At 58.0% G+C, this 25,214-nt stretch carries 26 protein-coding genes; 19 read left to right on the top strand and 7 right to left on the bottom strand.

What is annotated here, in order from left to right; translation table 11 throughout:
• Window positions 1-86 precede the first annotated feature (86 nt).
• On the bottom strand, window positions 87-596 hold the full coding sequence (locus FB593_RS02850; RefSeq protein ID WP_035198195.1) for a SixA phosphatase family protein: 510 nt from the start codon (window positions 594-596) through the stop codon (window positions 87-89).
• Between the two features lie 268 nt (window positions 597-864).
• Here FB593_RS02850 and dksA point away from each other — a divergent pair, with 268 nt between their 5' ends.
• Window positions 865-1,284 (top strand): RNA polymerase-binding protein DksA, encoded by a 420-nt coding sequence (gene dksA / locus FB593_RS02845; protein ID WP_003512796.1) that lies wholly within the window; start codon window positions 865-867, stop codon window positions 1,282-1,284.
• Window positions 1,285-1,412: 128 nt separating this feature from the next.
• Here the strand turns inward: dksA and FB593_RS02840 are convergent, their stop codons facing one another.
• A complete protein-coding gene (locus FB593_RS02840) occupies window positions 1,413-2,651 on the bottom strand; it encodes a flagellar biosynthetic protein FliO (RefSeq protein WP_162701216.1) in 1,239 nt (412 codons plus the stop codon).
• A 232-nt stretch (window positions 2,652-2,883) separates the two neighbouring features.
• Here FB593_RS02840 and FB593_RS02835 point away from each other — a divergent pair, with 232 nt between their 5' ends.
• The 8 genes from FB593_RS02835 to FB593_RS02795 all read left to right on the top strand — a co-directional run bounded on the left by FB593_RS02835 (window position 2,884) and on the right by FB593_RS02795 (window position 12,604).
• Window positions 2,884-3,171, top strand: a complete 288-nt coding sequence (locus tag FB593_RS02835; protein WP_111799036.1) for a hypothetical protein — start codon at window positions 2,884-2,886, stop codon at window positions 3,169-3,171.
• A 165-nt stretch (window positions 3,172-3,336) separates the two neighbouring features.
• On the top strand, window positions 3,337-5,925 hold the full coding sequence (gene cckA, locus FB593_RS02830) for a cell cycle histidine kinase CckA (protein ID WP_003512808.1): 2,589 nt from the start codon (window positions 3,337-3,339) through the stop codon (window positions 5,923-5,925).
• 293 nt (window positions 5,926-6,218) lie between these two features.
• On the top strand, window positions 6,219-6,572 hold the full coding sequence (gene clpS, locus FB593_RS02825; RefSeq protein WP_003512812.1) for an ATP-dependent Clp protease adapter ClpS: 354 nt from the start codon (window positions 6,219-6,221) through the stop codon (window positions 6,570-6,572).
• 10 nt (window positions 6,573-6,582) lie between these two features.
• Complete coding sequence (gene clpA, locus FB593_RS02820; protein ID WP_145166311.1) at window positions 6,583-9,099, top strand: ATP-dependent Clp protease ATP-binding subunit ClpA; 2,517 nt, start codon at window positions 6,583-6,585, stop codon at window positions 9,097-9,099.
• 158 nt (window positions 9,100-9,257) lie between these two features.
• On the top strand, window positions 9,258-10,016 hold the full coding sequence (locus FB593_RS02815; RefSeq protein WP_112289903.1) for an AzlC family ABC transporter permease: 759 nt from the start codon (window positions 9,258-9,260) through the stop codon (window positions 10,014-10,016).
• Complete coding sequence (locus FB593_RS02810) at window positions 10,013-10,357, top strand: AzlD domain-containing protein (RefSeq protein WP_003512818.1); 345 nt, start codon at window positions 10,013-10,015, stop codon at window positions 10,355-10,357. The genes FB593_RS02815 and FB593_RS02810 overlap by 4 nt, the downstream gene beginning before the upstream one ends.
• A gap of 68 nt (window positions 10,358-10,425) precedes the next feature.
• Entirely contained in the window at window positions 10,426-11,376 is a 951-nt protein-coding gene (locus tag FB593_RS02805) for a phosphatase PAP2 family protein (RefSeq protein ID WP_112289906.1), read from the top strand.
• Window positions 11,377-11,653: 277 nt separating this feature from the next.
• Window positions 11,654-12,604, top strand: a complete 951-nt coding sequence (locus FB593_RS02795) for a phosphatase PAP2 family protein (protein WP_145166310.1) — start codon at window positions 11,654-11,656, stop codon at window positions 12,602-12,604.
• Here the strand turns inward: FB593_RS02795 and FB593_RS02790 are convergent.
• The gene (locus FB593_RS02790) at window positions 12,583-13,473 is read right to left on the bottom strand and encodes a LysR family transcriptional regulator (protein ID WP_145166309.1); all 891 of its coding nucleotides are present in this window, start codon (window positions 13,471-13,473) and stop codon (window positions 12,583-12,585) included. The two genes, FB593_RS02795 and FB593_RS02790, sit on opposite strands and share 22 nt — an antisense overlap.
• Window positions 13,474-13,583: 110 nt before the next feature.
• On the opposite strand from FB593_RS02790, the gene FB593_RS02785 reads away from it, so the two are divergent.
• Complete coding sequence (locus FB593_RS02785) at window positions 13,584-14,438, top strand: urea carboxylase-associated family protein (RefSeq protein WP_111789259.1); 855 nt, start codon at window positions 13,584-13,586, stop codon at window positions 14,436-14,438.
• A 173-nt stretch (window positions 14,439-14,611) separates the two neighbouring features.
• On the opposite strand, the gene FB593_RS02780 is transcribed toward FB593_RS02785, so the two are convergent.
• The 4 genes from FB593_RS02780 to FB593_RS02765 form a co-directional block, all read right to left on the bottom strand.
• Entirely contained in the window at window positions 14,612-15,043 is a 432-nt protein-coding gene (locus FB593_RS02780) for an HIT family protein (protein ID WP_111789258.1), read from the bottom strand.
• A 127-nt stretch (window positions 15,044-15,170) separates the two neighbouring features.
• Window positions 15,171-16,370, bottom strand: coding sequence for a GNAT family N-acetyltransferase (locus FB593_RS02775; RefSeq protein WP_112674433.1), 1,200 nt, complete (start codon window positions 16,368-16,370; stop codon window positions 15,171-15,173).
• Entirely contained in the window at window positions 16,367-17,107 is a 741-nt protein-coding gene (locus tag FB593_RS02770) for a glycerophosphodiester phosphodiesterase (RefSeq protein ID WP_112674431.1), read from the bottom strand. The genes FB593_RS02775 and FB593_RS02770 overlap by 4 nt, the downstream gene beginning before the upstream one ends.
• Window positions 17,104-17,574: a RidA family protein gene (locus FB593_RS02765; protein ID WP_145166308.1), complete on the bottom strand. Its 471-nt coding sequence runs from the start codon at window positions 17,572-17,574 to the stop codon at window positions 17,104-17,106. Before FB593_RS02765 ends, FB593_RS02770 begins: the two co-directional genes overlap by 4 nt.
• A 116-nt stretch (window positions 17,575-17,690) precedes the next feature.
• On the opposite strand from FB593_RS02765, the gene FB593_RS02760 reads away from it, so the two are divergent.
• From FB593_RS02760 to rseP, 9 genes are all read left to right on the top strand, one after another.
• Window positions 17,691-18,533 (top strand): cell envelope integrity EipB family protein, encoded by an 843-nt coding sequence (locus FB593_RS02760; protein WP_019565533.1) that lies wholly within the window; start codon window positions 17,691-17,693, stop codon window positions 18,531-18,533.
• 61 nt (window positions 18,534-18,594) lie between these two features.
• Complete coding sequence (locus FB593_RS27785; RefSeq protein WP_003512833.1) at window positions 18,595-18,720, top strand: hypothetical protein; 126 nt, start codon at window positions 18,595-18,597, stop codon at window positions 18,718-18,720.
• A gap of 6 nt (window positions 18,721-18,726) precedes the next feature.
• Window positions 18,727-19,494 (top strand): 30S ribosomal protein S2, encoded by a 768-nt coding sequence (gene rpsB, locus FB593_RS02755; protein ID WP_003512836.1) that lies wholly within the window; start codon window positions 18,727-18,729, stop codon window positions 19,492-19,494.
• A gap of 362 nt (window positions 19,495-19,856) precedes the next feature.
• The gene (tsf, locus tag FB593_RS02750; protein WP_003512838.1) at window positions 19,857-20,783 is read left to right on the top strand and encodes a translation elongation factor Ts; all 927 of its coding nucleotides are present in this window, start codon (window positions 19,857-19,859) and stop codon (window positions 20,781-20,783) included.
• 97 nt (window positions 20,784-20,880) lie between these two features.
• Window positions 20,881-21,603 (top strand): UMP kinase, encoded by a 723-nt coding sequence (pyrH, locus tag FB593_RS02745; RefSeq protein WP_003502561.1) that lies wholly within the window; start codon window positions 20,881-20,883, stop codon window positions 21,601-21,603.
• 66 nt (window positions 21,604-21,669) lie between these two features.
• Complete coding sequence (gene frr, locus FB593_RS02740) at window positions 21,670-22,227, top strand: ribosome recycling factor (protein ID WP_003512840.1); 558 nt, start codon at window positions 21,670-21,672, stop codon at window positions 22,225-22,227.
• Between the two features lie 64 nt (window positions 22,228-22,291).
• Window positions 22,292-23,035, top strand: a complete 744-nt coding sequence (locus FB593_RS02735) for an isoprenyl transferase (protein WP_003512842.1) — start codon at window positions 22,292-22,294, stop codon at window positions 23,033-23,035.
• Complete coding sequence (locus FB593_RS02730) at window positions 23,035-23,868, top strand: phosphatidate cytidylyltransferase (protein ID WP_065657951.1); 834 nt, start codon at window positions 23,035-23,037, stop codon at window positions 23,866-23,868. Before FB593_RS02735 ends, FB593_RS02730 begins: the two co-directional genes overlap by 1 nt.
• A 49-nt stretch (window positions 23,869-23,917) precedes the next feature.
• Window positions 23,918-25,039 carry an RIP metalloprotease RseP gene (rseP, locus tag FB593_RS02725; protein WP_019565535.1) on the top strand — a complete coding sequence of 374 codons (1,122 nt, stop codon included), beginning with the start codon at window positions 23,918-23,920 and terminating at the stop codon, window positions 25,037-25,039.
• The last annotated feature ends 175 nt before the right edge of the window (window positions 25,040-25,214 follow it).

The following is a 25,214-nucleotide window of genomic DNA, read 5'->3' as shown; positions in this document are numbered from 1 at the left end:
AAGGGGCGGTTGCCCAAAAAAGAAGCGCGCCAATGGATTTTCAACTGGCCCGGCTTCGGCAACGCATTGGTCGCACGCTGCTGCGGCTATTTGCCGGGCGAGAGAAAATCGACCAGCCGCCAGCGGTTTTTACCATTCCCGGCACTGTCGTCGTGATCGAGAACCGCAAGACCCGATGTCGGAAAACCGGAGGGCAGGGCGGCATGCAGCAGGTCCTCGCCTATCATCGCCTCCAGCGTCGCCTCCATTGTGGGGTTGTGCCCGACCAGCATCACGGACTGTGCGTCCGTTTGCGCGGCGATGAGAGAAAGATAGGTTTCGCTGCGCGCATTGTACATTTCGTCGATATAGACGATGTCGATGCCCTCGTTGAAGGCCCGCTGCCAGGCCTGCGTGGTCTGCCGGCAGCGCGTGGCCGTGGAGGACAAGAGCACGTCCGGGCGGTAGCGCCGGTCGGCGGCAAGGTCGGCGATGATCTCCGCCTCGGCAAAACCGGCCTCGTTCAATCCCCGGTCGAAATCGCGTTCTCCCGGTGCCGCCCAGGCGGCCTTGGCGTGGCGCAAAAGATACACTCGGCTCGGAGAAGATGCTGTCAAGGGCGGGGACCGACGTTCGAATGGGAGGCAATGGAGGAATGCTACAGGATAGGGTTGCATGACCGCAAGTCCTCTTTCCTGTTGGTAAGTCGCGTTTAAGTGATTTAAGAAGAGATCGCTTGAATACGAATAAAGGATAAAAATTAGTCATTTAGATGATTTTTGTGTCAGTTTTAAAAATGCCTGAAAACTGATCTGTACACTTGAATCAGCCTATATCATTGGAGTATACACCGCCGCATTGAGATGTTCTTCGAGGAGAATCGCGTTGAGTGAGAAGATCGATCTTAGCAAATATGTGCTCTCGGAAGACGACGAGTTCATGAATGCAAACCAGCGTGCCTACTTCCGCGCGAAGCTGGTGGCCTGGAGAAACGACATCCTGAGAGAAGCGCGCGAGACCCTCGGACATCTCGCCGAAGAAAGCGCCAACCATCCCGACCTAGCCGATCGGGCATCTTCGGAAACTGACCGGGCGATCGAACTTCGCGCCCGTGACCGCCAGCGCAAGTTGATCTCCAAGATCGACTCTGCCCTTCAGCGGATTGATGACGGCACTTACGGTTACTGTGAAGAAACGGGTGAGCCTATTGGCCTTAAGCGCCTCGACGCACGACCGATAGCGACCCTGTCCATCGAGGCGCAGGAACGTCACGAGCGTCGTGAAAAAGTCTACCGCGACGAATAAAGCCAGCGTTGTTCCGGGCGCTTCGGCGAGTCGGCCAGCGAACAGAACCAAAAATGACAAAGGGCACGGATTTGTTTCCGCGCCCTTTTTTTGTTTTTAATTTCTGTCTGCCGACAGATGTGAACCTGTCAGCGGTCGCGGGTAACGGAAAGTTCGCCGAAAATGCGCGCCATTTCCTTCTGCATGTCGCCATCCGGCGTTGCACCGGTAACAGGCGGCGAGACGGGTTCGGTTTTTGGCTTTTCCGCAGCAGCGGCGACTGCCTGTTCGCTATCGGCATCCTTGCTCTTGGCGATCTCCGCCTCAAGAAAGCTTTCGAAATCGCTGGCAAGGTCATCGGAAAATTTCGGCTCGGCGTTAGCGGAGACGACGGGCGGATTTTCGGGCTTTGGCGCAAAGGGCGCAGGCGCATCTTGCCCCGGTTTCAGGCCGGGTAGAACGCGCTCGCGCGCGGCATCCAGAAACTCTGCGGCATTCGTTTGGTCGATGACCGGTTCGCGCGCGGCAAAAACCGGCGGGGCAACAACCGTCGGCCGTTCTTCAGGAACCGTCACCTGGACAGGCGGTGCGGGCGGCGCCGAGGGTAGAGGAGCCGGCACGAAGGGATCAGGGCGGCGCTGTTCCGGTCGCTCGGCGGGCATGTCGAGTGATGCGGCGGCGAGAGGTAGAACAGCGGCGGCCGGTGCCGCAATGACCGATGCCGGTGGTGGCGCAGGACGGGTAATATCCCTTTCCGGAGCGGCTGGTCTTATCGGTGCAACGGGCTCGCGTGCCGTCATGGGCGTGGATACCGGTTGCGGCGGCGTAGACGGACGTGGTGGCAGAGATGCGGCCGGTGCAGGGGTGGGTGCCGGACGAGCAGCCGGGGCGGGGGGGTCCGGCCGCTGCGGCTGCTTTACGGGTTCTTCCGGCAAGGAGGCTGGAGATGCCGCTGCGATTGGCTGCTGTGGCAAAGCTGGGCGGCTTTCGCGAGGGGTCGGCGGTTCAGCCCTTTTAGGTTCGCTGTCCTGACGCGGCAGCGCCTTGAGTTCCGCTTCCTGCGGTTCGCGCACTTCCCTGACGATTGGGATCGCGCCGATACCACTCTCGATGACGATATCGGTTGGACCGCCGATCATGACTAGATGCTCGACATTGTCGCGGCGCACCAGCACCAGACGGCGCCGGGCGTCCACCGCCGTCGCATCGAGAACCTGCAAGCGCGGCTGCCGGTTGCGACCGCCACGGATAAACGGGGCCGCCCCGCCGCGCCTGCGCAGTATCCAGAGAACAATTGCCAGAACAAGCAGGGCTAGACCGACACCGACGACGGCGACGATGAGATTGTTTCCATAGGTGCCGATAAAATCTTCCATCATGGAGATCATCCCTTCAGATTTTTTCGTGCAATTAATATTGCCGTGGTTCTTATAATGTGAACGCCAAGCAGGAAAAGACGATTTTTTTAAGCGTGATACAAGGTTTATTCATTTCGTCCCCAGGATCGCTTCATAGGATCGTCTCATCAGCCGGCCGGGCGCCACCCAAGCGTCATATCTTTCCCTTCAATGCCGGGGAGCAATGAAGGTTGCAATTCTCTCTTCGAAGGAGCGATTGTAAATGCTTGCGAAATTGCTCGTTGACGGGTTTCCGGTAAGAGTTTTCATTTTTGTTGTTTTATTTGGATTGCCGGGATCTGTTTTTCCCGCTCGGGCCGAGACGGCGGATGACAAGGCGTCCGAAAATCCTGCGAACATGATTGAGTTCGTAAGAGACAATCCATCCTGTATCGATTTCACGGATGGATGCTCGGTTTGCACGGTTGCGGACGGCAACATCGTATGCTCCGCGCCACGCATTCAATGCCAGGTTAAAGCGCTGACCTGCAGCCGCAAAATAGGCTTCTGAGGCATTTGCGCCTCTTTAGGGCCGTTTCTCTGTGCGATTTTAAGCCTTTGTGGTGCAGCGGAGCTTTTTGACGGTCAAGCGAGTTGCTACAAGAAATTCTACTGCCCGATTCCGTTGAGGAAATAGGGCTGACCGAATGACGACCTGCAGGACTGCGAGGCCAAGATGACACGGGTGCGCGAGACAAGCGACAACGACCTTCCGCTGGTGGACAGGCGTGCCCGTTCCGGCACGGTTCTGCGGATTCTCCTGCTGGCGCTGGTGCTCATCGCCGCCGCCGCCGCTTTCGTCTATTTCAAGGATTCGCTGGAAAACGAAATCGTGCTCGGCATTCTCGGCGTGCTGGCGATGATGGGTATCTTTTTTCTGGTGTCGTCGATCATCGGTTTCATCGAGGTCATGCCGCAGTCGCAATCGGACGGGCTGGCCCGCCGTTTCCTGTCGGCGCACCCGGACGGCACGCTGATCACCGATGCCAAGGGGCATATGGTCTACGCCAACGCCACCTATTGCCGGATGAGCGGCACCACGAAGGCGAGCGATATCCAGAGCCTGGAGACGCTGCTCTCGCGCAGCCGGGAATCGACCGAAGCGCTCTATCGCCTCATCAATGTTTTGCGGGAGGGGCGTGACGGTTACGAGGAGTTCCGTCTGCTCAAGCCGCTCGGGGAGGCCACTTCCGGCGGGCCGCACTGGTACCGGCTGAAAGGTCGGGTGCTGAAGGATGCGGGCGGCGAGGCGCTGCACGTCTTCCAGATCGCCGACATCACGCCTGAGCGGGAAGATCAGGAACGCTTCTTCCGCGAATTGCAGAACGCCATCGACTATCTCGACCATGCGCCGGCCGGTTTCTTTTCCGCAGGTCGAAAGGGTGAGATCGTTTATCTGAACGCCACCCTGTCCGAATGGCTCGGCATCGATCTCGCGCAATTTTCGCCCGGTTCGATGACTGTGTCGGACATAGTCGCCGGCGAGGGTATGGCGCTGATCGAATCCGTCCATCCGCAGGGTTCAGCCAAGCGCACCGAGATTCTCGATCTCGACATGCGCCGGGTCAACGGCCAGAGCATGCCGGCCCGCCTCGTGCATCAGGTTACCTCGAAGGACGGCGCGCCCGGCGAAAGCCGGACGATTGTTCTGATGCGTCCGAAAGGGCAGGAGGATACGGAATCCTCGTCCGCCATGCGCTTCACGCGTTTCTTCAACAATACGCCGATGGCGATTGCCTCGCTCGACGGCGAAGGCCGCATTCTTCGTATCAACGCGCCATTCCTCAAGCTGTTCTCCGGCGTCGTCGGGCGTGACGATATCGATCGCGGCGTTGCCCTCGAAGCCATCATCCACGACAATGAGAAACCCAGGCTTGAGCAGGCGCTGGCCGAGGCGAAGGACCGGCAGGGCGATATCGCCCCGTTCGATTCCCGCCATCCGAGCGACGAGGGCCGCCATTTCCGTTTCTACGTCAATGCCGTAATCGATCAGGACGACGAGGCGCCCGAAGAGGTGGCAATCGTTTATGCGATCGAGGTGACGGAGCAGAAGGCGCTCGAAACCCAGATGGCGCAGACGCAAAAGATGAACGCCGTCGGCACGCTGGCAGGCGGCATCGCCCACGATTTCAACAATGTGCTGACTGCGATCCTGTTGTCATCAGACCATCTGCTGTTGCAGGCCCGGCCCGCAGACCCGAGCTTCGCCGACCTGATGGAGATCAAGCGCAACGCCAACCGCGCGGCGGTGCTGGTGCGACAGCTTCTCGCTTTCTCGCGCAAACAGACGATGCGCCCGGCGATCCTCAACCTGACCGACGTTATCGGCGACCTGCGCATGCTAGTAGACCGGTTGATTTCCGGCACGAATGTCAAGTTGGAAGTGGATTACGGCCGCGATCTCTGGCCGGTGAAGACCGACCTGTCGCAATTTGAGCAGGTGCTGATCAATCTTTGCGTCAACGCGCGCGATGCCATGCCCGATGGCGGCAAGATCACCATCCGCACGCGCAATGTGGATGCGGATGAAGCCGCAGCGCTCGGTCGGCCGGAAGTCCCGGCGGAAGACATGGTCATGGTGGAGGTCGCCGATAACGGAACCGGCATTCCGCCGGAGATCATGGACAAGATCTTCGAGCCGTTCTTCACCACCAAGGATGTCGGCAAGGGCACCGGTCTCGGCCTGTCGATGGTCTATGGCATCGTCAAGCAGTCCGGCGGTTACATCTATCCCGAATCGGAAGTGGGCAAAGGCACTGCGTTCCGCATCTATTTGCCGCGCCACGTGGTGGAAGTGGTGCACGTTCCGGGCCAGCAGCCCGGTGAAGCGGCACTCGCCCCTGTGGCTCTGCCCGAACCGGTGAAGGAAGAGCCGCTGGATCTGACCGGCAACTCCGCCGTCGTGCTTCTGGTGGAGGACGAGGAGGCAGTGCGGCGCGGCGGCAAACGCATGCTGGAAACCCGTGGTTACACCGTTCATGAGGCGGGTTCGGGTGTCGAGGCGCTGGAGGTGATGGAAGAACTGGAAGGCAAGGTCGATATCGTCGTGTCGGACGTCGTCATGCCGGAGATGGACGGTCCTTCACTCCTGAGGGAATTGCGCAAATCCTATCCCGATCTTAAATTCATCTTCGTTTCTGGTTATGCCGAGGACGCGTTTGCGAAAAACCTTCCGGCGGATGCCAAGTTCGGCTTCCTGCCCAAACCCTTCTCGCTGAAACAGCTGGCGATCGCCGTTCGCGAAATGCTCGACAACAAGGAATGACGGTGGATGGCGCGGGCGTGAGATTAGGTCCGCTGTTGCTCGCGATTCCCTTGCAGGCGCTTGGCGTCAAGGCTCAAACCACGTCAGGAAAGGCGGATAGCACCGCGCTTTCCCGCAATGCTATCGCAAGCCCCCTGTTTTTCCCAAGGTTTGCCTCTTCGCAAACGCAATAGTGATTGCACCGTTTCACAGGGGGCTTAAAATCCGATCTTAACGACCTAGATATGTAGAGGCGAAGTTCTCCCTCCTGGTGATGACTGCCGGTTTGAGAACGGTTTGGAGAATGATGAAAGATGATCGCTGAGCCGATCTACATGCAGGGCGAGGGCGACGGGGAAGACGGCGGTACGAACCGCGGAACGTCCGTTATAACCCGCGTCAAGCCAAAGACGAAAAGACCGAATTTGTACCGTGTTCTTTTACTGAATGACGATTACACTCCAATGGAGTTCGTCATTCATATTCTGGAGCGTTTTTTCCAGAAGGATCGCGAAGCGGCGACCCGCATCATGCTGCACGTGCACCAGCACGGCGTAGGAGAATGTGGGGTGTTTACATATGAGGTCGCAGAGACGAAAGTAAGCCAGGTCATGGATTTCGCCCGACAGCACCAGCATCCGCTGCAATGCGTCATGGAAAAGAAATGAGGATCGCAACGTGCCAACTTTTTCCCCAAGTCTCGAGAAGGCGCTGCACCAGGCACTGACCTTTGCAAATGAGCGTCACCACGAATATGCGACGCTGGAACATCTCCTTCTGGCGCTGATCGACGACGCGGATGCCGCTGCCGTGATGGGCGCCTGTAATGTCGATCTCGATGCGCTGCGCAAGACTGTCAGCGATTACGTCGACAACGAACTGACCAACCTCGTGACCGGTTATGACGAGGATTCCAAGCCCACATCCGGCTTCCAGCGGGTTATCCAGCGGGCTGTCATTCATGTTCAGTCGTCCGGTCGCGAGGAAGTGACCGGAGCGAACGTGCTTGTGGCCATTTTCGCCGAGCGCGAAAGCCACGCTGCCTATTTCCTGCAGGAGCAGGAAATGACCCGTTACGATGCGGTCAATTATATCTCCCACGGCATCGGCAAGCGTCCGGGCACGTCGCAGACCCGCGCTCCGCGTGGCGCAGACGAGCCGGAGGCCGACCCCAAGGCTGCACGCAGCAATCCCGAGGAAGAAGGCTCATCCGCCAAAAAACAGCAGGATGCGCTGAAGGCCTATTGCGTCAACCTCAATGAAAAGGCGAAAAACGGCAAGATCGACCCGTTGATCGGCCGTCATGAGGAAGTCAACCGCACCATCCAGATCCTCTGCCGCCGCTCCAAGAACAACCCGCTGTATGTGGGCGATCCGGGCGTGGGCAAGACGGCGATCGCCGAAGGTTTGGCCAAGCGTATCGTTGAGGGCAAGGTGCCTGAAGCGCTGGCCAATGACACGATCTTCTCGCTCGACATGGGCACTCTTCTGGCCGGAACCCGCTATCGTGGTGATTTTGAGGAACGCCTGAAGCAGGTCGTCAAGGAACTCGAGGAATATCCCGGCGCAGTCCTGTTTATCGACGAAATCCACACCGTCATCGGTGCGGGTGCGACGTCAGGCGGCGCAATGGATGCATCGAACCTGTTGAAGCCGGCGCTGTCGTCAGGCGCGATCCGCTGCATCGGTTCGACCACCTACAAGGAATATCGCCAGTTCTTCGAAAAGGACCGCGCGCTGGTGCGTCGCTTCCAGAAGATCGACGTCAACGAGCCGTCGATCGATGATGCTATCGCGATCATGAAGGGCCTGAAGCCTTACTTCGAGGATTATCATCACCTCAGATATTCCAACGAAGCGATCAAGGCTGCGGTCGAATTGTCGGCCCGCTACATTTCCGACCGCAAGCTGCCGGACAAGGCGATCGACGTAATCGACGAAACCGGTGCGGCGCAGATGTTGCTGCCGGCGTCCAAGCGCCGCAAGCTGATCACGGAACGGGAAATCGAAGCAACCATCGCGACGATGGCCCGCATTCCGCCGAAGACCGTTTCCAAGGATGACGAGATGGTTCTCGCCAACCTCGAAAAGGAACTGCGCTCGGTCGTTTATGGTCAGGACATCGCCATCGAGGCGCTGGCCACCGCCATCAAGCTGGCACGCGCCGGTCTGCGCGAACCGAACAAGCCGATCGGCTCATATGTCTTCTCCGGCCCGACCGGCGTGGGCAAGACCGAAGTGGCCAAGCAGCTCGCCGCCTCGCTCGGTGTCGAGATGCTGCGGTTCGACATGTCGGAATATATGGAGCGCCATACTGTCTCGCGTCTGCTCGGTGCGCCTCCCGGTTATGTCGGCTTCGACCAGGGCGGTCTCTTGACCGATGGCGTCGATCAGCATCCGCATTCCGTGGTGTTGCTGGACGAAATCGAGAAGGCCCATCCGGACATCTACAACATCCTGTTGCAGGTAATGGACCATGGCTCGCTGACCGACCATAACGGCAAGAAGATCGACTTCCGCAACGTCATCCTCATCATGACGACCAATGCGGGTGCTTCCGAAATGGCAAAATCGGCCATCGGTTTCGGTTCTTCGCGACGCACGGGTGAGGATGAAGAGGCGATCAACCGCCTGTTCACACCGGAATTCCGCAACCGTCTGGATGCGATCATTCCGTTCTCGCCGCTGCCGACTGCCGTTATCCACAAGGTGGTACAGAAGTTCGTCATGCAGCTCGAGACCCAGCTCTCCGAGCGGAATGTCACCTTCGATCTGCACGAAGACGCGATCTCCTGGCTGGCGGAAAAGGGTTACGACGAGAAGATGGGCGCTCGCCCGCTGTCGCGTGTGATCCAGGAACACATCAAGAAGCCGCTCGCCAACGAAATCCTCTTTGGCAAGCTCAAGAAGGGCGGTGTCGTCAGCGTCACCGTCGACAAGAAGGACGATGGTTCCGACGGCCTCAAGCTCGAGGTTCTGCCGGAAACAGCGCCGGTAAAGCCGAAGCCGGAAGCAGAGCTCAATGCTGCCAAGTCTCCGGGCAAGGCGTCTAAGGCCAAGGCGAAGCCCGCCTCGAAGGCAGCGATTGCCAATGAGGAAGCGGATGTTCTGGTTGCCGAGGCGAGCAAGCCCGACGAGGAGAGCAAGCCGCGCCGCAAGGCGAATACGGTGCCGAAGGTGCCGAAGAAGAAATGATAACGGTCTTCCGACCGACAAACGGTGCCGGGCGAAAGCCCGGCATTTTCATGCCTGAAGCGCGTCGCATTTTACCGGATTCGTGAAGCGCGCTTTATTTTTCTCATCATTCCGAAACCGCTGCGCACTTTCGGACGACATGCATTAGTGGACCAGCAATGCAATCAGCAGACAGCAATACCATCCCCCTGCGCGGCTGGTTTTTCAGGGGAATGCGGGGCATATTCTCGCTGCCCTCGCTTATTCTCATGACATCCTTCGTCGGTTTCAGCGCCTTCGCGCTGGAGTCGGGCGTTCAACGTGGCGAAGCGGTGTTTATGACGCTGGTTATCTGGGCTTTGCCGGCGAAGATGATCCTGATCGGCTCGATGGTCGGCGGCGCCAATCTTGCCGCGTGTTTTCTGGCAGTGACGCTGTCATCGGTGCGAATGATGCCCATGGTTGCCTCCATCGTTCCAGAGATGCGTGGCGCAAAAACGCCGACATGGATTTTGTTGTTCCTCTCCCACTTCGTGGCGATCACCGCCTGGGTCTTCGCCACGCAAAACCTTTCCCAGATACCGCGCGAAGCACGGGCTGCGTGGTTTGCCGGTTTCGGCATCACCCTTACCGTCGTCAATGCTATCATTGTCGGCCTTTGTTACGGCGTCGTCGCGGCTTTTCCACCGCTTGTCGCAGGCGTGCTGTTTTTTCTGACGCCTGTCTATTTCATAGCGTCGATCTGGGCGACCGCCCGCCATTCCGTCGTCAAGGTCGCCTTCATCATCGGTGTGATCGCGGGACCGGTCTTTGCGGTAATCGCGCCGGAATTCGACATTCTCTATGCCGGGATCGGTGGCGGCACGGTGGCTTATCTGATCGACCGTTTCGTCTTTCGTCGAAAGATCATTCCCGTCTCACCGGAGAGCGAACCATGATGACCGAACAGTGGTGGGCGCCCTATCTCTTCATCGCCATTGCCGGCTGGCTGGCGACCGATCTCTGGCGCTGGCTCGGCGTGCTCGCCGGCAACCGGCTGAAGGAGGATTCCGAGGCGCTATACTGGGTGAGGGCAGTCGCCACCGCGCTCGTGATGGCCGTCACCGCCAAGCTGATCGTCTTTCCAACCGGAACGCTTGAAGCTTCACCGCTATGGCTACGCATCGGCGCGGCAGCACTCGGTTTCACAGCGTTCCTGGCCGCCGGCCAACGCGTCATTGTCGGCGTAGCCGTGCCCATCGCACTTTTGGCAGCCGGGTTGTTTGTGCTCGGTTTTTAGTACTCGTCTTATCCGAATATTAAGGCCAATAACCTAGATTTCCGCTGAAGGGGTCTGGGGCAAATTCTATGAAGTTATTTATAGCAGAACGTTTTGTACTGAATGTAATTTTTATATTATTTATTGTCGATGTTGCATTGATTATGACGAAGGGCATTGAGGTTGACTATACCGGATATTCTCTGTGCCTGGTGGCGGGTACCGGGGTTTTTCTTATTGGCCAGTTCTACCGGATAAGCGAGCGTGATCTTCGCATAGCGGCTGCACTTGTTTCCGCTGGGCTGTTCATCCTTTTTTCGCTGGCGGGCTCTGTGTTTAACTACATGTTCCTGCCGGTTCAGTTTCCGGCGATCGATCCCCTGTTGTTGAGCGTGGATGCCGCGCTCGGCTATAACTGGCGGGATGTTGTCATCTGGGCTGCTACCCAACCGTGGATCGGCAAAACCTTGTTTTTTGTCTATGCGACGTCGCTGCCGCAACTGCTGTTGATCGTCATCATGCTGGGTTTTACCGGCAAGGATCGGATGCTGCACCATTTTCTGGTAACGGGGGTGCTTGGCGCTCTCGCCAGCATCGTCTTTTGGATATTTTTTCCAACCTACGGCGCTAAAGCCTATCTGGATCTGCCGCAATGGGTCACCGAGACAATTCCAATGGCGGTCGATCCTGCCTATGGACAGGAACTGATGCGATTGGGGCAGGAAGGCGTAAGCTATCTCACCCCTAAAAACGTGTTGGGATTGATCGGTTTCCCGTCGTTTCACATCTTCATGGCGGCGATGTCCGTCTGGTTCGTTCCGCGTCACTGGCTGGTGATGGCGGTGATTTTGCCGCTAAATCTTTTGATGCTGCCTGCCGTTCTCGTTCAGGGCGGACATCATCTCTCGGATATTTTTGGCGGCCTCTTCGCTTTTGTTATCGTTTGCGCAGCCTCGAGCCGTCTGCTCAACTGGCTGTCGGCAAAGGAACGGGCCGGCAAGGCGGCAGCAGTTCCTGCCCAAGTCTTCGCGGCGGAATAATCGCCCCGGTTTTCGTACTCGCGCGCCTCCGCAACAAGCCGGTCCGACAGAAGCCGGGGCGATGTGGTCATCTCGTGGAGGCATCGCTACTGTGGCTGCACATCGGAGCGGCGACATTCGGTTTCATCGCATTCCTGGCGACCGGCAATCGCTTTATCGCCGGCGTGGCCGCGCCGATCTGGCTCCCGGCCGGTGGGTTGTTTATAATACTTTCATTATATGAATATTAAGCTAAATACCCTACTGTCCCGTCGATTGGAACCGGGGCGGCTATTCCATGCGACTATTTGCGGCAGAGCGTTTTGTACTTGGCTTTATCACCATCTTATTCGTTATCGATACGGTACTGATCGCTGTCAAAGGCATCGCGGTTGACTACGCCGGATATTTATTATGCGGATCGATGGGCGCCGGCGTTTTTATTCTCGGTCAGTTCTATCGCAAAAGCGGGCGTGATCTTCGCATAGCTGCCGCGCTAATCGCAGGCGGACTGTTCATTCTTTTTACGCTTGTCGCGTCCGTCTTTAACTACATGTTCCTGCCTGTCGCGTTCCCAGCAATCGATCATGTGCTTTTCCGTGTGGATGCAGCCTTCGGTTATAGTTGGATGGGCATCGTCACTTGGGCGGCGACACATCCGTGGATCGGAACGATCCTGTTTTTCGTTTATGCGACGTCGTTGCCGCAGCTTCTGGTGATCGTTATTACGCTTGGTTTTACAGGCAAGGAGCGGATGTTGCACCACTTCCTTGTGACGGGAGTGCTGGGCGCTTTTGCAAGTATAATCTTCTGGATATTTTTCCCGTCATTTGGACCATCCGCCTATGTGCTACTGCCGCAATGGGTTTCTCAGACCATCCCCTTGGCTGTTGATAATGCGTACGGGCAGGAGTTGAACCGCCTGATAACGGAAGGGGTTGTTCACCTTTCGCCCAAAAACGTGCTGGGGCTAATCGGTTTCCCTTCGTTTCATATCTTAATGGCGGCGATGTCCGTCTGGTTCGTTCCACGTCACTGGTTGGTGATGGCGGTGATCTTGCCGATCAATATCTTGATGTTGCCCGCTGTTCTCGTTCAAGGCGGTCATCATCTGTCTGATATTTTCGGCGGTCTCGTCGCGTTTGCAATCGTCTGTGCAGCTTCAGCCTGGCTGCTCAAGTGGCTTTCGGTAAGGGAAAGAAACGGAGAGAAGGCTCGCGCTTCGACTCAAGTCATCGCAGCAGAGTAATTGCTCCGGTTTCCGCTCTCGCGGGCCTCAGCAACCAGCCAATCAGATAGGAGCCGGGCTGACGCGGTCATCTCTTCTGCTTCAATCAACCAGTAATATTTGTCCGCATCGGCCGCCCGATCGAAAAGCACGGTCAATTGACCGTCGGCGATTTCGTCGCGAAGAAGCGCTGTCGGGCAAAGGCCGATGCCGTGTCCCGCCTTGAGAGCGGTCACGAGAAGATTGAAGTCGGCAAAGATTGGGCCAGTGCCCTGGAACAGGGATAGGCCAGCAGTCGCCAGCCAGTCCCGCCATGCCGTCTCGGTGGCGTCATGCAGCAATTCGGCCCGCAGCAGGCTTGCGACATCATCGAAGGGGCCGGATTTCGTGGCGTAAGCGGGTGTGCATGTCGGGCGCGTCTCGGCACTGAAAAGCGCCACGGCTTTTTGTGCAGGGCGTGGGCCGTGGGTGATGCTGAGATCGGGCTGCGTGGTCTCATTCCTGCCGGAATAGCTGATTGACACCTGTATGTCTGGATAGAGCGCGCGGAAACGGGGCAGGCGGGGTGTCAGGAAATGCGCCACCACCGAAGGCAGGCTGGCCAGACGAACGGTGATGCCGTCGCGGCCCCGGCTGATCCGTTCCGCACCGGAAGCGATCTGCCCCAAGCCGGACGAAACCGTCATGCCGAATTCCTGACCCGCCGGCGTCAGTCTTACGCCTCTCGCATGGCGCTCGAAAAGCGGCGCGCCGAGCCATGTTTCCAGATTGCGCACATGCTGGCTTACAGCCGTCGCCGTCATGCCGAGTTCCTGCGCGGCCAGGGAAAAACTTGTCCTTCTGGCCGCAGCTTCAAACGCGCGGAGGGTGGCGAGCGGTGGCAGTTTCATGATGCTGCGAGGCTAAGTCAGACTTGGTCTGAGCGCAAGAAAAACCCGTCTTGTCATCACGCCATTCATGCCGCAATTTCGCGTCACATTTTCATCCATCCGAGGATTTCATGACCCCCGTGTCCGCCGCCGAACCCATTGATGCCGCCGCGCGCCGCGCCGTCCGTCCCGTCGTCGTTTATCCGAACGGCACACTTCAGACACCGGACCTTGCGCGTCTTGAACAGGCTAAAAAAGCCATGGTGAAGATAGACGAAGTCATCGTGCCACCGCGCGAGGGCGGCACTTTCAATGTTCCGAAGGGACACTTTTTCCGCATCGTCAGCACCGAAGGCCCACAGGTGGGGGATTTGAACCTCTGGAATGCCCATGATCTTACGGAGCGCTTTTTCAGCGGCAAAACCCGCGCCCTGCATGCGACCCATGTTTCCGTAGGCAACCGCCTGTGGAGCAATCTGCCGTCCCTGCGACCGATGGCGACCATCACCCATGATACTTTGTCATGGTATGGCTGGGATGAAGATGGCGGTGGCGTGCATGATGTGATCGGCACCCGGTGCGATCCCTACACCAACAAGTTGTTGAGCGGCGGCGACTATCACCATTGCTGCCATTCGAACCTCACCAATGCGCTCGCCGCGGCCAAAGGCCTATCATTCGGCGAGGCGGAACCGCATGTACACGATGTTCTGAACGTCTTTATGTGCACGGGTTTCACCCGCGATACGCATCAGTATTTCATGAAGGCAAGCCCGGTGCGGCCGGGCGACTATCTGGAACTCTTCGCGGAAATTGATCTCATCGGCGCGCTCTCCGCTTGCCCCGGCGGCGATTGTGGTGCCAGCCATTCGAGCGACGCGGTTCCGTGCTATCCCCTGAAGGTAGAGATATTCCGGCCGGATATGGCGGTGCTTGAAGGCTGGCCCTGGCCGGAGAGGAATGCCTACCGACCCGTGGAATGTTGATAAACACCACGATCGTCATGCCGGACTAGATCCGGCAATCAGCCAAGGCGCGTCTGCGCCGAGAGGAATATTGCGCGATCAAGGACTGGATCGCGCCGCACCCCGGATAAGCTCCGGGGTGACGGTGTGCGGATGCCGCCATTCTGCCAAACGCGTAGGCGTCTTGGCAAACATCACGAGGCAAGCGCTGCCTTTATCTTTTCCGCATGGGCCTTCAGCACTTCGCCATCGGCCATTGCGCCGGAATGCGGCTTCAGCGGTTCGCCTTCCTTGCGCGGAATGACGTGGAAATGCAGGTGGAACACGGTCTGGCCAGCCGCCGGTTCGTTGAACTGGGCGACAAAGACGCCATCAGCGTCGAAGGCTTCCTTTGCCGCGACTGCCAGTTTCTGCACCACGGCAATGGTCTTTGCCAGTACTTGCGGGTCGGCATCGAGCAGATTGCGCGAGCCGGTTTTCGGAACGACCAGAAGATGGCCGGGTGCCTGCGGCATCACATCCATGAAAGCCAGCGTATGCTCGTCTTCATAGAGCTTGTGGCTCGGAATTTCGCCGCGCAGGATTTTCGCGAAGATATTGTTGTCATCATAGGCGCTGGCGGTCATCGGTGGTCTCTCCTCGTAACGGACTAAAACATGTCGCCTAAAAGCGTGTAGCGGTTTTGCGGATAACGACATGCGACAAAACAAAGGCATAAAGCGTAGGCAGCGAATCTGAAAGATCGCGACCGCTTTATGTATCCGGCTCGTGTTCCTGTCGCTCACCCTTGCGGAAGGGCGTGTGGTCTTCCAGATAGTCGCCAATATGTTCGACCTCTTCGCGCTCGCGCTGAAGATAATCGGCAATCGCGCGGCGCAGACCCGGATGAACGATGAAATGCGCTGAATGGGTGGTGACCGGCACATAACCGCGCGCCAGCTTGTGCTCACCCTGCGCACCCGCCTCCACCCGCTTCAAACCCTTCGACAGCGCGAAATCGATCGCCTGATGGTAACAGACCTCGAAATGCAGGAAGGGATGGTCCTCGATACATCCCCAGTGTCGGCCGTAAAGCGCATCCGAGCCAATGAAATTGATTGCACCGGCGATATAGCGTCCCTCGCGTCTGGCCATGACCAGCAGAACGTCATCAGGCATGCGCTCGCCGATCAGCGAATAGAATTCCCGCGTCAGATAGGGCCGTCCCCATTTGCGGCTGCCGGTATCCATGTAGAAGGCGAAGAACTGGTCCCAGATCTCCTCTGTCAGGTCGCTTCCGGTCAACCAGTCGATCTCGATGCCGTTTTCCAGCGCTGCCCGACGTTCCTTTTTCAGCCCCTTGCGCTTGCGCGATGAAAGGGCATCAAGAAAATCGTTGTGGTCGCGATAGCCGTCATTGATGAAGTGGAACTGCTGATCGGTCCTGTGCAGGAAGTCCCGGGGCAGAAGCGCGGATAGGTCGGCGTCTTCCAGAAACGTGACATGCGCGGAAGAAACGCCGATCTTTTCCGTCACCTGGACAAGGCCGGACGCAAGAAGCGGTTTGAAGCGCGTCTCGTCTTCGGTTTCGGATACCAGCAGCCGCGGCCCGCTCGCCGGCGTAAACGGCACCGAACATTGCAGCTTCGGATAATAATGGCCGCCGGCTCGCTCAAAGGCATCCGCCCAGCCATGGTCGAAGACATATTCGCCCTTGCTGTGGTTCTTCAGATAGGCCGGAACGGCTCCGACGAGTTCGCCCGACGCGTTTTCGAGAAGCAGATGGTGCCCAAGCCATCCGGTCTTGGCAGTGGCCGATAAGGAATCTTCCATCGAGGATAGAAATGCGTGGGAAATGAAAGGATTGTACGGTTTTCCTGACACATTGCGTGATGTTCCGGAAAGCCGTTTCCAGCTGTCCGGATCGATATCCCTCAGGGATTGCGCAACGCGTATGGAATAGTCTTCTGTCATGCCGTGGCGGAGGGGTTCTCTCTCGGGTCGAAACCTTCGAATGTCATCTGGTCCGCATATTTATAGGTAGTCTCGCGCGCATTTTCATCCCTGACAGTCCAGGTAATCACGGGAAGCCCAAGTTTTCTTTGCGCCTCGATGAAACTGTTGGGCAAATGACCCCAATGATAGGAGATGAAATCAACACCGATCTGCATCGCCTCGTCGTGTTTGAAGAAGTCTTCCGGCTTGGCGCCTTCGGCGGTAAGGCCGAGCGGCCAGGGCGAGCCTGCAGCCTTCAGGTCTCTGAGGAGGTGATGGTCGAAGCTCATCAGAGCAACCTGGCCCTTGTAGCCCTCGAGATCTTCCAGCACCGCTTCGGCAAACCCGTCATCGACGCCTTCGCCCTGACGTCCTTTCAGTTCGATCACCAGCGGCACCTTGCCGGCGCATAACGTCAGAAGCTGTTTCAGCGTCGGTATGCGGTCCTTGGTCTGACCGACCGAAAGCAGAGACAATTCACTGGCGGTATGTTCGCGCACGTCGCCCTTGATACCCGTCAGCCGGGCCATGTCGTCGTCGTGAAAAATCACCGGCACGCTATCGGCGGCCAGCTGCACGTCGCATTCGATGGCAAAACCAGCGTCGATGGCGCGCGAAAATGCGGATAGCGTGTTTTCCCAGACCGCCTTGTTCAGGTCATGATAACCGCGATGGGCGACGGGCTGGGCGATAAGCCAGGAAAGTTTAAGTGTCATACGTCGATTTCCACGATAGCGTCGATCTCGACGGCGGCATTGAAGGGCAGGCAGGCCATGCCGACGGCGGCGCGGGCGTGCTTGCCGGCATCACCCAGAACGTTGGCGAGGAGATTGGAGGCGCCGTTAATGACGAGATGCTGTTCAACGAACTCCGGAACCGAGGCAACGAAGCCGTTCAGCTTGAGGATACGACGGATTTTCGAGAGGTCGCCGTTCAAGGCAGCCTTGACCTGTGCGAGAATGTTGACGGCGCATAATTCGGCGGCGCGCTGGGCGGTTGCAACGTCAACATCGCGGCCAACAAGGCCCGTCACCGCAATCTTGCCTGATTCCATCGGCAGTTGACCCGATACATAAAGAAGATTGCCGCTGATGGTGAACAGAACGTAGTTTGCGGCAGGTGCTGCCGCTACGGGAAGAGTAAAGCCCAGTTCCTTGAGGCGGCCTTCGATGACATCAGACATTTTCGTCTCCGGTTTTGTTGTAAATCCTTCAAGAATCCGGCATTCAGAAGATGTTGATCCAAAAGCCGGGCGGTTGCTTGTACAATATGAGCAGCGAGTCCAACAGGAGATATTGAATGTTTGTCAGGACGCTTGGTTTCGTTGCCGCCACAGGGCTCATGACCGGCCTGTCGAACGGTGCCAATGCCTTGCCCGTCACGGTTCCGGACCTCATCGCCCATCGCGCCGTCTACGATCTCGAACTCAAGGACGCGACGGATCGTTCCGGTATCGAGGGCATGACGGGCCGCATGGTCTATGAATTCACCGGCTCTGCGTGTCAGGGTTACAAGACGGATTTCCGTTTCGTGACACAGATCAACACCGGCGACGCGGTCCGCATGACCGACCAGCAGACGACGACCTTCGAGGACCTGGCGGCCCGGAAGTTCACCTTCGAGACCAAGTCCTACACCGACGACAAGCTGGACAAGGAAGTGCAGGGCGCTGCAATCGACAACAAAGAGGGTGTGAAGGTTGATCTGACCCGCCCGGACCCCCGTCAGATCGATCTCGTCGCCAGCGAATTTCCGACAGAGCACATGTTTCAGGTCATTGAAAACGCCAAGCAGGGAAAGCGCATCTTCGAATCCCGTATTTTCGACGGCTCGGATGACGGCGATGAAAGCCTGATCACTTCGACGCTGGTCGGCAAGGCGCAGATGCCGAAGGACGGCGATGCCGAGGCCGGCAAGGCGGGCGAATTCGGCAAAGCCGCGTTCTGGCCGGTGACGATCGCTTATTACAACGACAAGACCGGCACCGACGCCCTGCCGATCTACCGCATGTCGTTCAAGCTTTACGATAACGGAATCACCCGCGATCTGACGATGGATTACGGCGATTTCGTTCTGACCGGCAAGCTCGCGAAGCTTGATATCCTCAAGCCGGAAACCTGCGAAAACAAGCCGGTTCGCTAAAAGACGGACCGTTTGCGTGGTTTTTTCGCAGAAATGCTTGCTTTTTATCTGAGGCGACTGTATGCGCCTCACCATTCCACACGCGAAGCTTGGGATGTTCCGGGAGAAATCCGGTCCGTTCCGCCCGGTGGTGTCGATGAAAATCGGCGCTGTTCGCTTCGCGGGGGTTAAACCGGAAAAGGAGTAACTAGGCATGGCATTGCCCGATTTTTCTATGCGTCAGCTTCTGGAAGCTGGTGTTCACTTTGGTCACCAGACACATCGCTGGAACCCGAAGATGAAGCCGTACATCTTCGGCGACCGTAACAACATCCACATCATCGACCTGGCTCAGACCGTTCCGATGCTGTCGCGCGCCCTTCAGGTCGTGTCCGACACCGTTGCTCGTGGCGGCCGCGTTCTGTTCGTCGGCACCAAGCGTCAGGCGTCTGAAATCATCGCCGACAGCGCAAAGCGTTCGGCCCAGTATTACGTCAACTCCCGCTGGCTCGGCGGCATGATGACCAACTGGAAGACGATCTCCAACTCGATCCAGCGTCTGCGCAAGGTTGACGAGATTCTGAACTCGGAAGGCACCGGCTATTCCAAGAAAGAGCGTCTGACCCTCGAACGCGAACGCGAAAAGCTTGAAAAGGCTCTCGGCGGTATCCGCGATATGGGCGGCGTTCCGGACCTGATGTTCATCATCGACACCAACAAGGAAAAGATCGCGATCGAAGAAGCCAAGCGTCTTGGCATTCCGGTCGTTGCGATCATCGACTCCAACTGCGATCCGGATCACATCGACTACCCGATCCCGGGTAACGACGACGCATCGCGCGCCATCTCGCTCTATTGCGACCTGATCGCCCGCGCCGCCATCGACGGCATCCTGCGTCAGCAGGGTTCGTCCGGCCGCGACATCGGCGCTTCGGAAGAAGCTCCGATCGAGCCCGCGCTCGAAGACGAGGCTGGCGCCTGATATAGGCCCTGTCTGGCGGCGATTTCGTGTCGCCGTCTCCTCGACCAGGATATGACAAGGCCGTCAAAGACCTTAAATGGGTTGACGGCCTTGTTCGTTTCAAACCGCTCCGTCGGGGCTTCGGTGAAGTCTCTGGCGTTTTGATGCGGATGAAATCCGGTGGCAGCCTTCATAACGCTGTCACACTTGAGCGGCACCCATCGTTTCGATGTATGGAGACGCCGCAGCACTTGGGAATGCGCATGCCCCTTTCCTGAAATCGTCCCGGTTTCAAAGGGTGTGCGGCCGGGTACACTCATCACCCAGAACTTCGGCACGGCGAATTCAGCCGGCTGACCGATCGAACCGATAAGAGGCAAACAATGACCGAAATCACAGCCGCAATGGTGAAGGAACTGCGCGAGAAATCCGGCGCAGGCATGATGGACTGCAAGAAGGCTCTTGCTGAAACCAATGGCGACATGGAAGCGGCGATCGACTGGCTGCGCGCCAAGGGCATCGCAAAGGCCGACAAGAAGTCTGGCCGTACGGCTGCCGAAGGTCTGATCGGCGTCGCCACCATGGGTCACAAGGCTGTTGTTGTCGAACTCAACTCCGAAACCGACTTCGTTGCCCGCAACGACGCGTTCCAGGATCTCATTCGCGGCATTGCCCAGGTAGCGCTCTCCACCGACGGCACCGTTGAAGCCGTCAGCGCCGCCACCTATCCGGCAACCGGCAAGTCCGTTTCCGACAGCATCAAGGACGCGATCGCCACCATCGGCGAGAACATGACGCTGCGCCGTTCGGCAGCACTCGAAGTCGAGCACGGCGTTGTCGCGACCTACATCCACAATGCTGCCGGCGAAGGCATCGGCAAGCTCGGTGTTCTCGTTGCCCTGAAGTCGGTCGGCGACAAGGCCGTTCTGAGCTCCATCGGCCGCCAGGTCGCCATGCACATCGCTGCAACCAACCCGCTCGCCATCCGCGCCGAGGAAGTTGACGCAGCCGTGGCCGAGCGCGAACGCAACGTCTTCATCGAGCAGGCCCGTGAATCCGGCAAGCCGGAAGCCATCATCGAAAAGATGGTTGATGGCCGTATGCGCAAGTTCTTCGAAGAAGTCGCTCTTCTGTCGCAGGCTTTTGTCATCAACCCCGACATCACTGTCGGCGCTGCCGTCAAGGAAGCTGAAAAGGAAGCCGGTGCTGCCATCGAAGTGACGGGCATGGTTCGCCTGCTGCTCGGCGAAGGCGTCGAAAAGGAAGAAAGCGATTTCGCAGCAGAAGTCGCTGCAGTCGCCAAGGGCTGATTATATTTACCCAATCTTGGGAAAACGGGAGGGCATCGCGTGACAACGCGGTGCCCTTCGTGTATCCGCGTTTCGGTTACATTTCCGAGGAGTCATGATGTCTTCCAAGCCGATCTACAAACGTGTTCTTCTCAAGGCTTCCGGTGAAGCCCTTATGGGCGATCAGGGTTTCGGTATCGATGTGGCGGTTGCAGACCGTATCGCCTCCGATATTGCCGAGGCGAGGGCGATGGGCGTTGAAGTCGGCGTTGTCGTCGGCGGTGGCAATATTTTCCGCGGCGTTGCCGTGGCGTCCAAGGGCGGTGATCGCGTTACCGGCGACCATATGGGCATGCTGGCCACCGTCATCAACGCGCTGGCGCTCGCAACCTCCCTGCGCAAGCTCAGCATTGACACCGTCGTTCTGTCCGCAATCGCGATGCCGGAAATCTGTGAGAGCTTCTCGCAGCGTGCAGCGCTCCACCATCTGGCGCAGGGCCGTGTGGTGATTTTTGCCGGCGGCACGGGCAACCCCTTCTTCACAACCGATTCCGCTGCAGCGCTGCGCGCCGCGGAAATGGGCGCGGAAGCAATCTTCAAGGGCACCCAGGTGGACGGCATCTATTCCGCCGATCCGAAAAAGGACCCGACAGCCACCCGTTTCGACGAGCTGACCCACAGCGAAGTGCTCGGCAAGGGACTGGCGGTCATGGATATTGCAGCTGTCGCGCTTGCCCGCGAGAATCACATCCCGATCATTGTTTTCTCGATCCACGAGAAGGGCGGTTTCGCGCAGATATTGACCGGCGGCGGCCGCAAGACCATCGTGCACGACAAATAATCAAAAAACGATGTCGCCCCTGTGGCGTATTCCGGCCGCCACGGCCGATAGAGATGGAGTATCAAGATGAGTGGTATTGACCTCAACGATATCAAGCGCCGCATGGATGGTGCCATCAATGCATTCAAAAGCGATATCGCATCGCTGCGCACCGGCCGCGCTTCGGCCAACATTCTCGATCCGGTGACCATCGAGGCCTATGGCTCGCGCGTTCCGCTAAACCAGGTCGCAAACATCACGGTTCCGGAGCCGCGTATGCTCGGCGTCAACATCTGGGACAAGTCGATGGTGAACGCCGTCGACCGTGCCATCCGCGAATCCAATCTCGGCCTCAACCCGATCGTTGATGGTCAGAACCTGCGTATCCCGCTGCCCGAACTCAACGAGGAGCGCCGCAAATCGCTCGTCAAGGTAGCTCATGACTACGCCGAGAAGTCCAAGGTGGCGATTCGTCACGTGCGTCGCGATGGCATGGATGGTCTGAAAAAAGCCGAAAAAGACGGTGATATCGGTCAGGACGAAAGCCGTGGACAGTCGGAAAAAGTGCAGAAAATCACCGACGACACGATTTCGGAAATTGAGCGCTTGCTTGGCGAGAAGGAAAAGGAAATCATGCAGGTCTAGTATCGCTTGCGATAGACCTGTATTTTATTCGTTTTAATTCCGCGCTGCCTGTTACTGGATCGATATGCCGACGACGACACGTTCCTCAATACCCGAGCACGTCGCCATCATCATGGATGGAAATGGGCGATGGGCAAAACAGCGCGGTCTTCCGCGCGTGATGGGGCATCGCCGCGGGGTCGAGGCTGTGCGCGAAACGGTGCGTGCGGCCGGCGACTGCGGTGTCCGCTATCTCACACTTTTCGCGTTCTCGTCGGAAAACTGGCGCAGGCCCGAATCCGAGGTCAGCGACCTGATGGGGCTCTTAAAGGCTTTCATTAGGCGCGACCTTGCGGAACTGCACCGCGAAAACGTGCGTGTGCGCATCATCGGCGATAGGCAGGGGCTGAAAAACGATATCCGCAGTCTTCTCGAAGAAGCGGAACACATGACGGCTGACAACACCAGGCTGACGCTGGTGATTGCCTTCAATTACGGCAGCCGCGACGAGATTGCCCGCGCGACAATGGCTATTGCCCGCGATGTCGCCGAAGGCCGGCTGGATGCAGAATCGATCACGCCGGAGATTATTTCGGCCAGACTCGATACATCAGGCATACCGGATCCTGATCTGATCATCCGCACCAGCGGCGAGGAACGGCTGTCGAACTTCCTGCTCTGGCAGGCTGCCTATTCCGAGTTCCTGTTCGTTCCCGAATATTGGCCCGACTTCGACCGGCAGCGGTTTTTTTCCGCAATCGAGCAATATGCAACGCGTGATCGCCGTTTTGGCGCTCTGGCCGAGCAGGTTGCCGTGGCAGGCGCCTGATGAGCCGTGAACTCAGACTGCGGATCATATCCGCAATCGTCATGGCGGCGGTCATTTTGGCTGCGACCTGGTATGGCGGCATTCTGTTCCGCGTCGTGGCCGGTCTGCTGGCGATCCTCATCTATTATGAATGGGCGACAATCACCCGCATGTCGGAAACCAATTCCACCGGCAATGCCTGGGGCTGGTTTGCGGTCGCCGTCATCGCCGGCAACACGATTTTCGGCGAACCTTCGCTCGACCTGCCCCTGCTCTCTGGCTTCACGCTAACGGCGGCACTTTTTCCCGTCTTGCGTGGCAGAAACTGGTGGCTGGTGGGCGGCATCGTTTATGCGGGTCTGAGCGGCATATCGCTGGCCGCCATTCGCGGCGATGAGCTGACCGGTTTCGTCGCCATCCTGTTCATTTTCGCTGTCGTCTGGTCGACGGATATTCTCGCTTACTTCGTCGGGCGCGCCATCGGCGGGCCAAAGCTTGCGCCGTCGATCTCACCGGGCAAGACTTGGTCAGGCGCAATCGGCGGAGCGGTGGCCGCATTGATCGGCGGCGGCGCGGTGTCTCTTGCCTATCACGGCAGGATCAGCCTGCTGCTGCTTGGACTCGCTCTCATTCTTTCGGTGTTCAGCCAGATAGGCGATCTCTTCGAATCCTTCGTGAAACGGCGTTTTCAGGTCAAGGATTCGAGCCATCTCATTCCCGGCCATGGCGGCTTCATGGACCGGGTTGACGGTCTTGTTTTCGCCTGCTTTACGGTATTCCTCATTGCTTTCGTGCATGCGGCGGCAACCGGCGACGTGCCCGGATCGGGCGGCGGCCTGTTGCCGGGCTTTTAATCGGCGCGCAAGGTCATGAAATAAAGGGCAGATTGTCATGAACACAATAATGGCGGCGACCGGTTTTCTGACCGGCTATATCGTGCCCTTCGTCCTCGTACTTTCCCTGCTCGTTTTCGTCCATGAAATGGGCCACTACCTTGTCGGCCGCTGGAGCGGCATTCGCTCCACGGCCTTTTCCATCGGTTTCGGCCCGGAGCTGATCGGCTTTACCGACAGGCACGGCACGCGCTGGAAGATTTCCGCCATACCGCTCGGCGGCTATGTAAAATTCTTCGGCGACGAGGATGCGTCCAGCAAGCCGGATAGTTCCGGCCTGTCGCATATGTCGCTTGAGGAGAGGGCGCAGACGCTTTCCGGCGCTAAGCTGTGGAAAAGGGCGGCGACGGTTGCCGCCGGACCTATTGCCAATTTCATTCTCGCCATTCTCATCTTCGCGGTCCTGTTCGGTGTCTATGGCCGTATGATCGCCGATCCGGTCGTGGCGGAAGTGCGTGAAAACAGCGCGGCTGCGGCCGCCGGCGTGCACCCCGGTGACCGCCTCGTTGCGATCGACGGTGAAAAGGTCAAGACGTTCGAGGACGTACGCCGTTATGTCGGCATCCGTCCGGGTACGCCGATCACTGTGACCGTCGAAAGGGCAGGCGAGGAGCTGAAGCTGCCGATGGTTCCGACCCGCACCGAAACCACGGACCAGTTCGGCAACAAGCTGGAAATGGGCATTATCGGCATTGTCACCGACCAGAACAGCGGCAATTTCCGCCACATCGAGTATTCGCCGTCTGAGGCGCTGCTTGAGGGCGTGCGTGAAACGGGCCACGTCATCACCGGTACTTTCAACTACATCGGTAACCTCGTGACCGGGCGCATGAACGCCGATCAACTGGGCGGTCCCGTCCGCGTAGCACAGGCTTCGGGCCAGATGGCGACGCTCGGTATTTCGGCCGTCATCCAGCTTGCAGCGGTTCTTTCCGTATCGATCGGTCTTTTGAACCTGATGCCTGTGCCGGTTCTGGACGGCGGACATCTGGTGTTTTATGCAATCGAGGCCATCCGCGGCAGACCGCTTGGTGCCGGTGCGCAGGAGGTTGCGTTCCGTATCGGCATGGCAATGATTTTGGGTCTTATGGTTTTTGCAACATGGAATGATATCAGCAGCTTGATTGGCTGAGGATAGTGTTTTAACGGTTTTGTTAGTCGATTGTTTACCCTGTTTTTATCCCGAAGTGGCGAATGCGCCACTCTGGATCACGAAGTAAACAGAATTTAACGTTCTGACTTGCTTGTAGGGGAAAAGCAGGTAAAACGACGCACATGGCCGGAGTCGGGTTCCGCCCGCTGAGGGA

It is taken from the genome of Rhizobium sp. SJZ105 (genome assembly GCF_007828365.1).
In the GTDB taxonomy this organism is placed as follows: domain Bacteria; phylum Pseudomonadota; class Alphaproteobacteria; order Rhizobiales; family Rhizobiaceae; genus Agrobacterium; species Agrobacterium tumefaciens.
The sequence above is the reverse complement of the archived record's forward strand: the minus strand, read 5'-3'. Positions and strand labels throughout refer to the sequence as shown.

Excerpts from the sequence above, each read along its gene's own strand:
- FB593_RS02840 (WP_162701216.1), bottom strand. The coding sequence starts at position 2,651 with ATGATCTCCATGATGGAAGATTTTATCGGCACCTATGGAAACAATCTC.
- FB593_RS02835 (WP_111799036.1), top strand. The coding sequence starts at position 2,884 with ATGCTTGCGAAATTGCTCGTTGACGGGTTTCCGGTAAGAGTTTTCATT.
- cckA (WP_003512808.1), top strand. The coding sequence starts at position 3,337 with ATGACACGGGTGCGCGAGACAAGCGACAACGACCTTCCGCTGGTGGAC.
- clpS (WP_003512812.1), top strand. The coding sequence starts at position 6,219 with ATGATCGCTGAGCCGATCTACATGCAGGGCGAGGGCGACGGGGAAGAC.
- FB593_RS02815 (WP_112289903.1), top strand. The coding sequence starts at position 9,258 with ATGCAATCAGCAGACAGCAATACCATCCCCCTGCGCGGCTGGTTTTTC.
- FB593_RS02810 (WP_003512818.1), top strand. The coding sequence starts at position 10,013 with ATGATGACCGAACAGTGGTGGGCGCCCTATCTCTTCATCGCCATTGCC.
- FB593_RS02805 (WP_112289906.1), top strand. The coding sequence starts at position 10,426 with ATGAAGTTATTTATAGCAGAACGTTTTGTACTGAATGTAATTTTTATA.
- FB593_RS02795 (WP_145166310.1), top strand. The coding sequence starts at position 11,654 with ATGCGACTATTTGCGGCAGAGCGTTTTGTACTTGGCTTTATCACCATC.
- FB593_RS02790 (WP_145166309.1), bottom strand. The coding sequence starts at position 13,473 with ATGAAACTGCCACCGCTCGCCACCCTCCGCGCGTTTGAAGCTGCGGCC.
- FB593_RS02785 (WP_111789259.1), top strand. The coding sequence starts at position 13,584 with ATGACCCCCGTGTCCGCCGCCGAACCCATTGATGCCGCCGCGCGCCGC.
- FB593_RS02780 (WP_111789258.1), bottom strand. The coding sequence starts at position 15,043 with ATGACCGCCAGCGCCTATGATGACAACAATATCTTCGCGAAAATCCTG.
- FB593_RS02775 (WP_112674433.1), bottom strand. The coding sequence starts at position 16,370 with ATGACAGAAGACTATTCCATACGCGTTGCGCAATCCCTGAGGGATATC.
- FB593_RS02770 (WP_112674431.1), bottom strand. The coding sequence starts at position 17,107 with ATGACACTTAAACTTTCCTGGCTTATCGCCCAGCCCGTCGCCCATCGC.
- FB593_RS02765 (WP_145166308.1), bottom strand. The coding sequence starts at position 17,574 with ATGTCTGATGTCATCGAAGGCCGCCTCAAGGAACTGGGCTTTACTCTT.
- FB593_RS02760 (WP_019565533.1), top strand. The coding sequence starts at position 17,691 with ATGTTTGTCAGGACGCTTGGTTTCGTTGCCGCCACAGGGCTCATGACC.
- FB593_RS27785 (WP_003512833.1), top strand. The coding sequence starts at position 18,595 with ATGCGCCTCACCATTCCACACGCGAAGCTTGGGATGTTCCGGGAGAAA.
- rpsB (WP_003512836.1), top strand. The coding sequence starts at position 18,727 with ATGGCATTGCCCGATTTTTCTATGCGTCAGCTTCTGGAAGCTGGTGTT.
- tsf (WP_003512838.1), top strand. The coding sequence starts at position 19,857 with ATGACCGAAATCACAGCCGCAATGGTGAAGGAACTGCGCGAGAAATCC.
- pyrH (WP_003502561.1), top strand. The coding sequence starts at position 20,881 with ATGTCTTCCAAGCCGATCTACAAACGTGTTCTTCTCAAGGCTTCCGGT.
- frr (WP_003512840.1), top strand. The coding sequence starts at position 21,670 with ATGAGTGGTATTGACCTCAACGATATCAAGCGCCGCATGGATGGTGCC.
- FB593_RS02735 (WP_003512842.1), top strand. The coding sequence starts at position 22,292 with ATGCCGACGACGACACGTTCCTCAATACCCGAGCACGTCGCCATCATC.
- FB593_RS02730 (WP_065657951.1), top strand. The coding sequence starts at position 23,035 with ATGAGCCGTGAACTCAGACTGCGGATCATATCCGCAATCGTCATGGCG.
- rseP (WP_019565535.1), top strand. The coding sequence starts at position 23,918 with ATGGCGGCGACCGGTTTTCTGACCGGCTATATCGTGCCCTTCGTCCTC.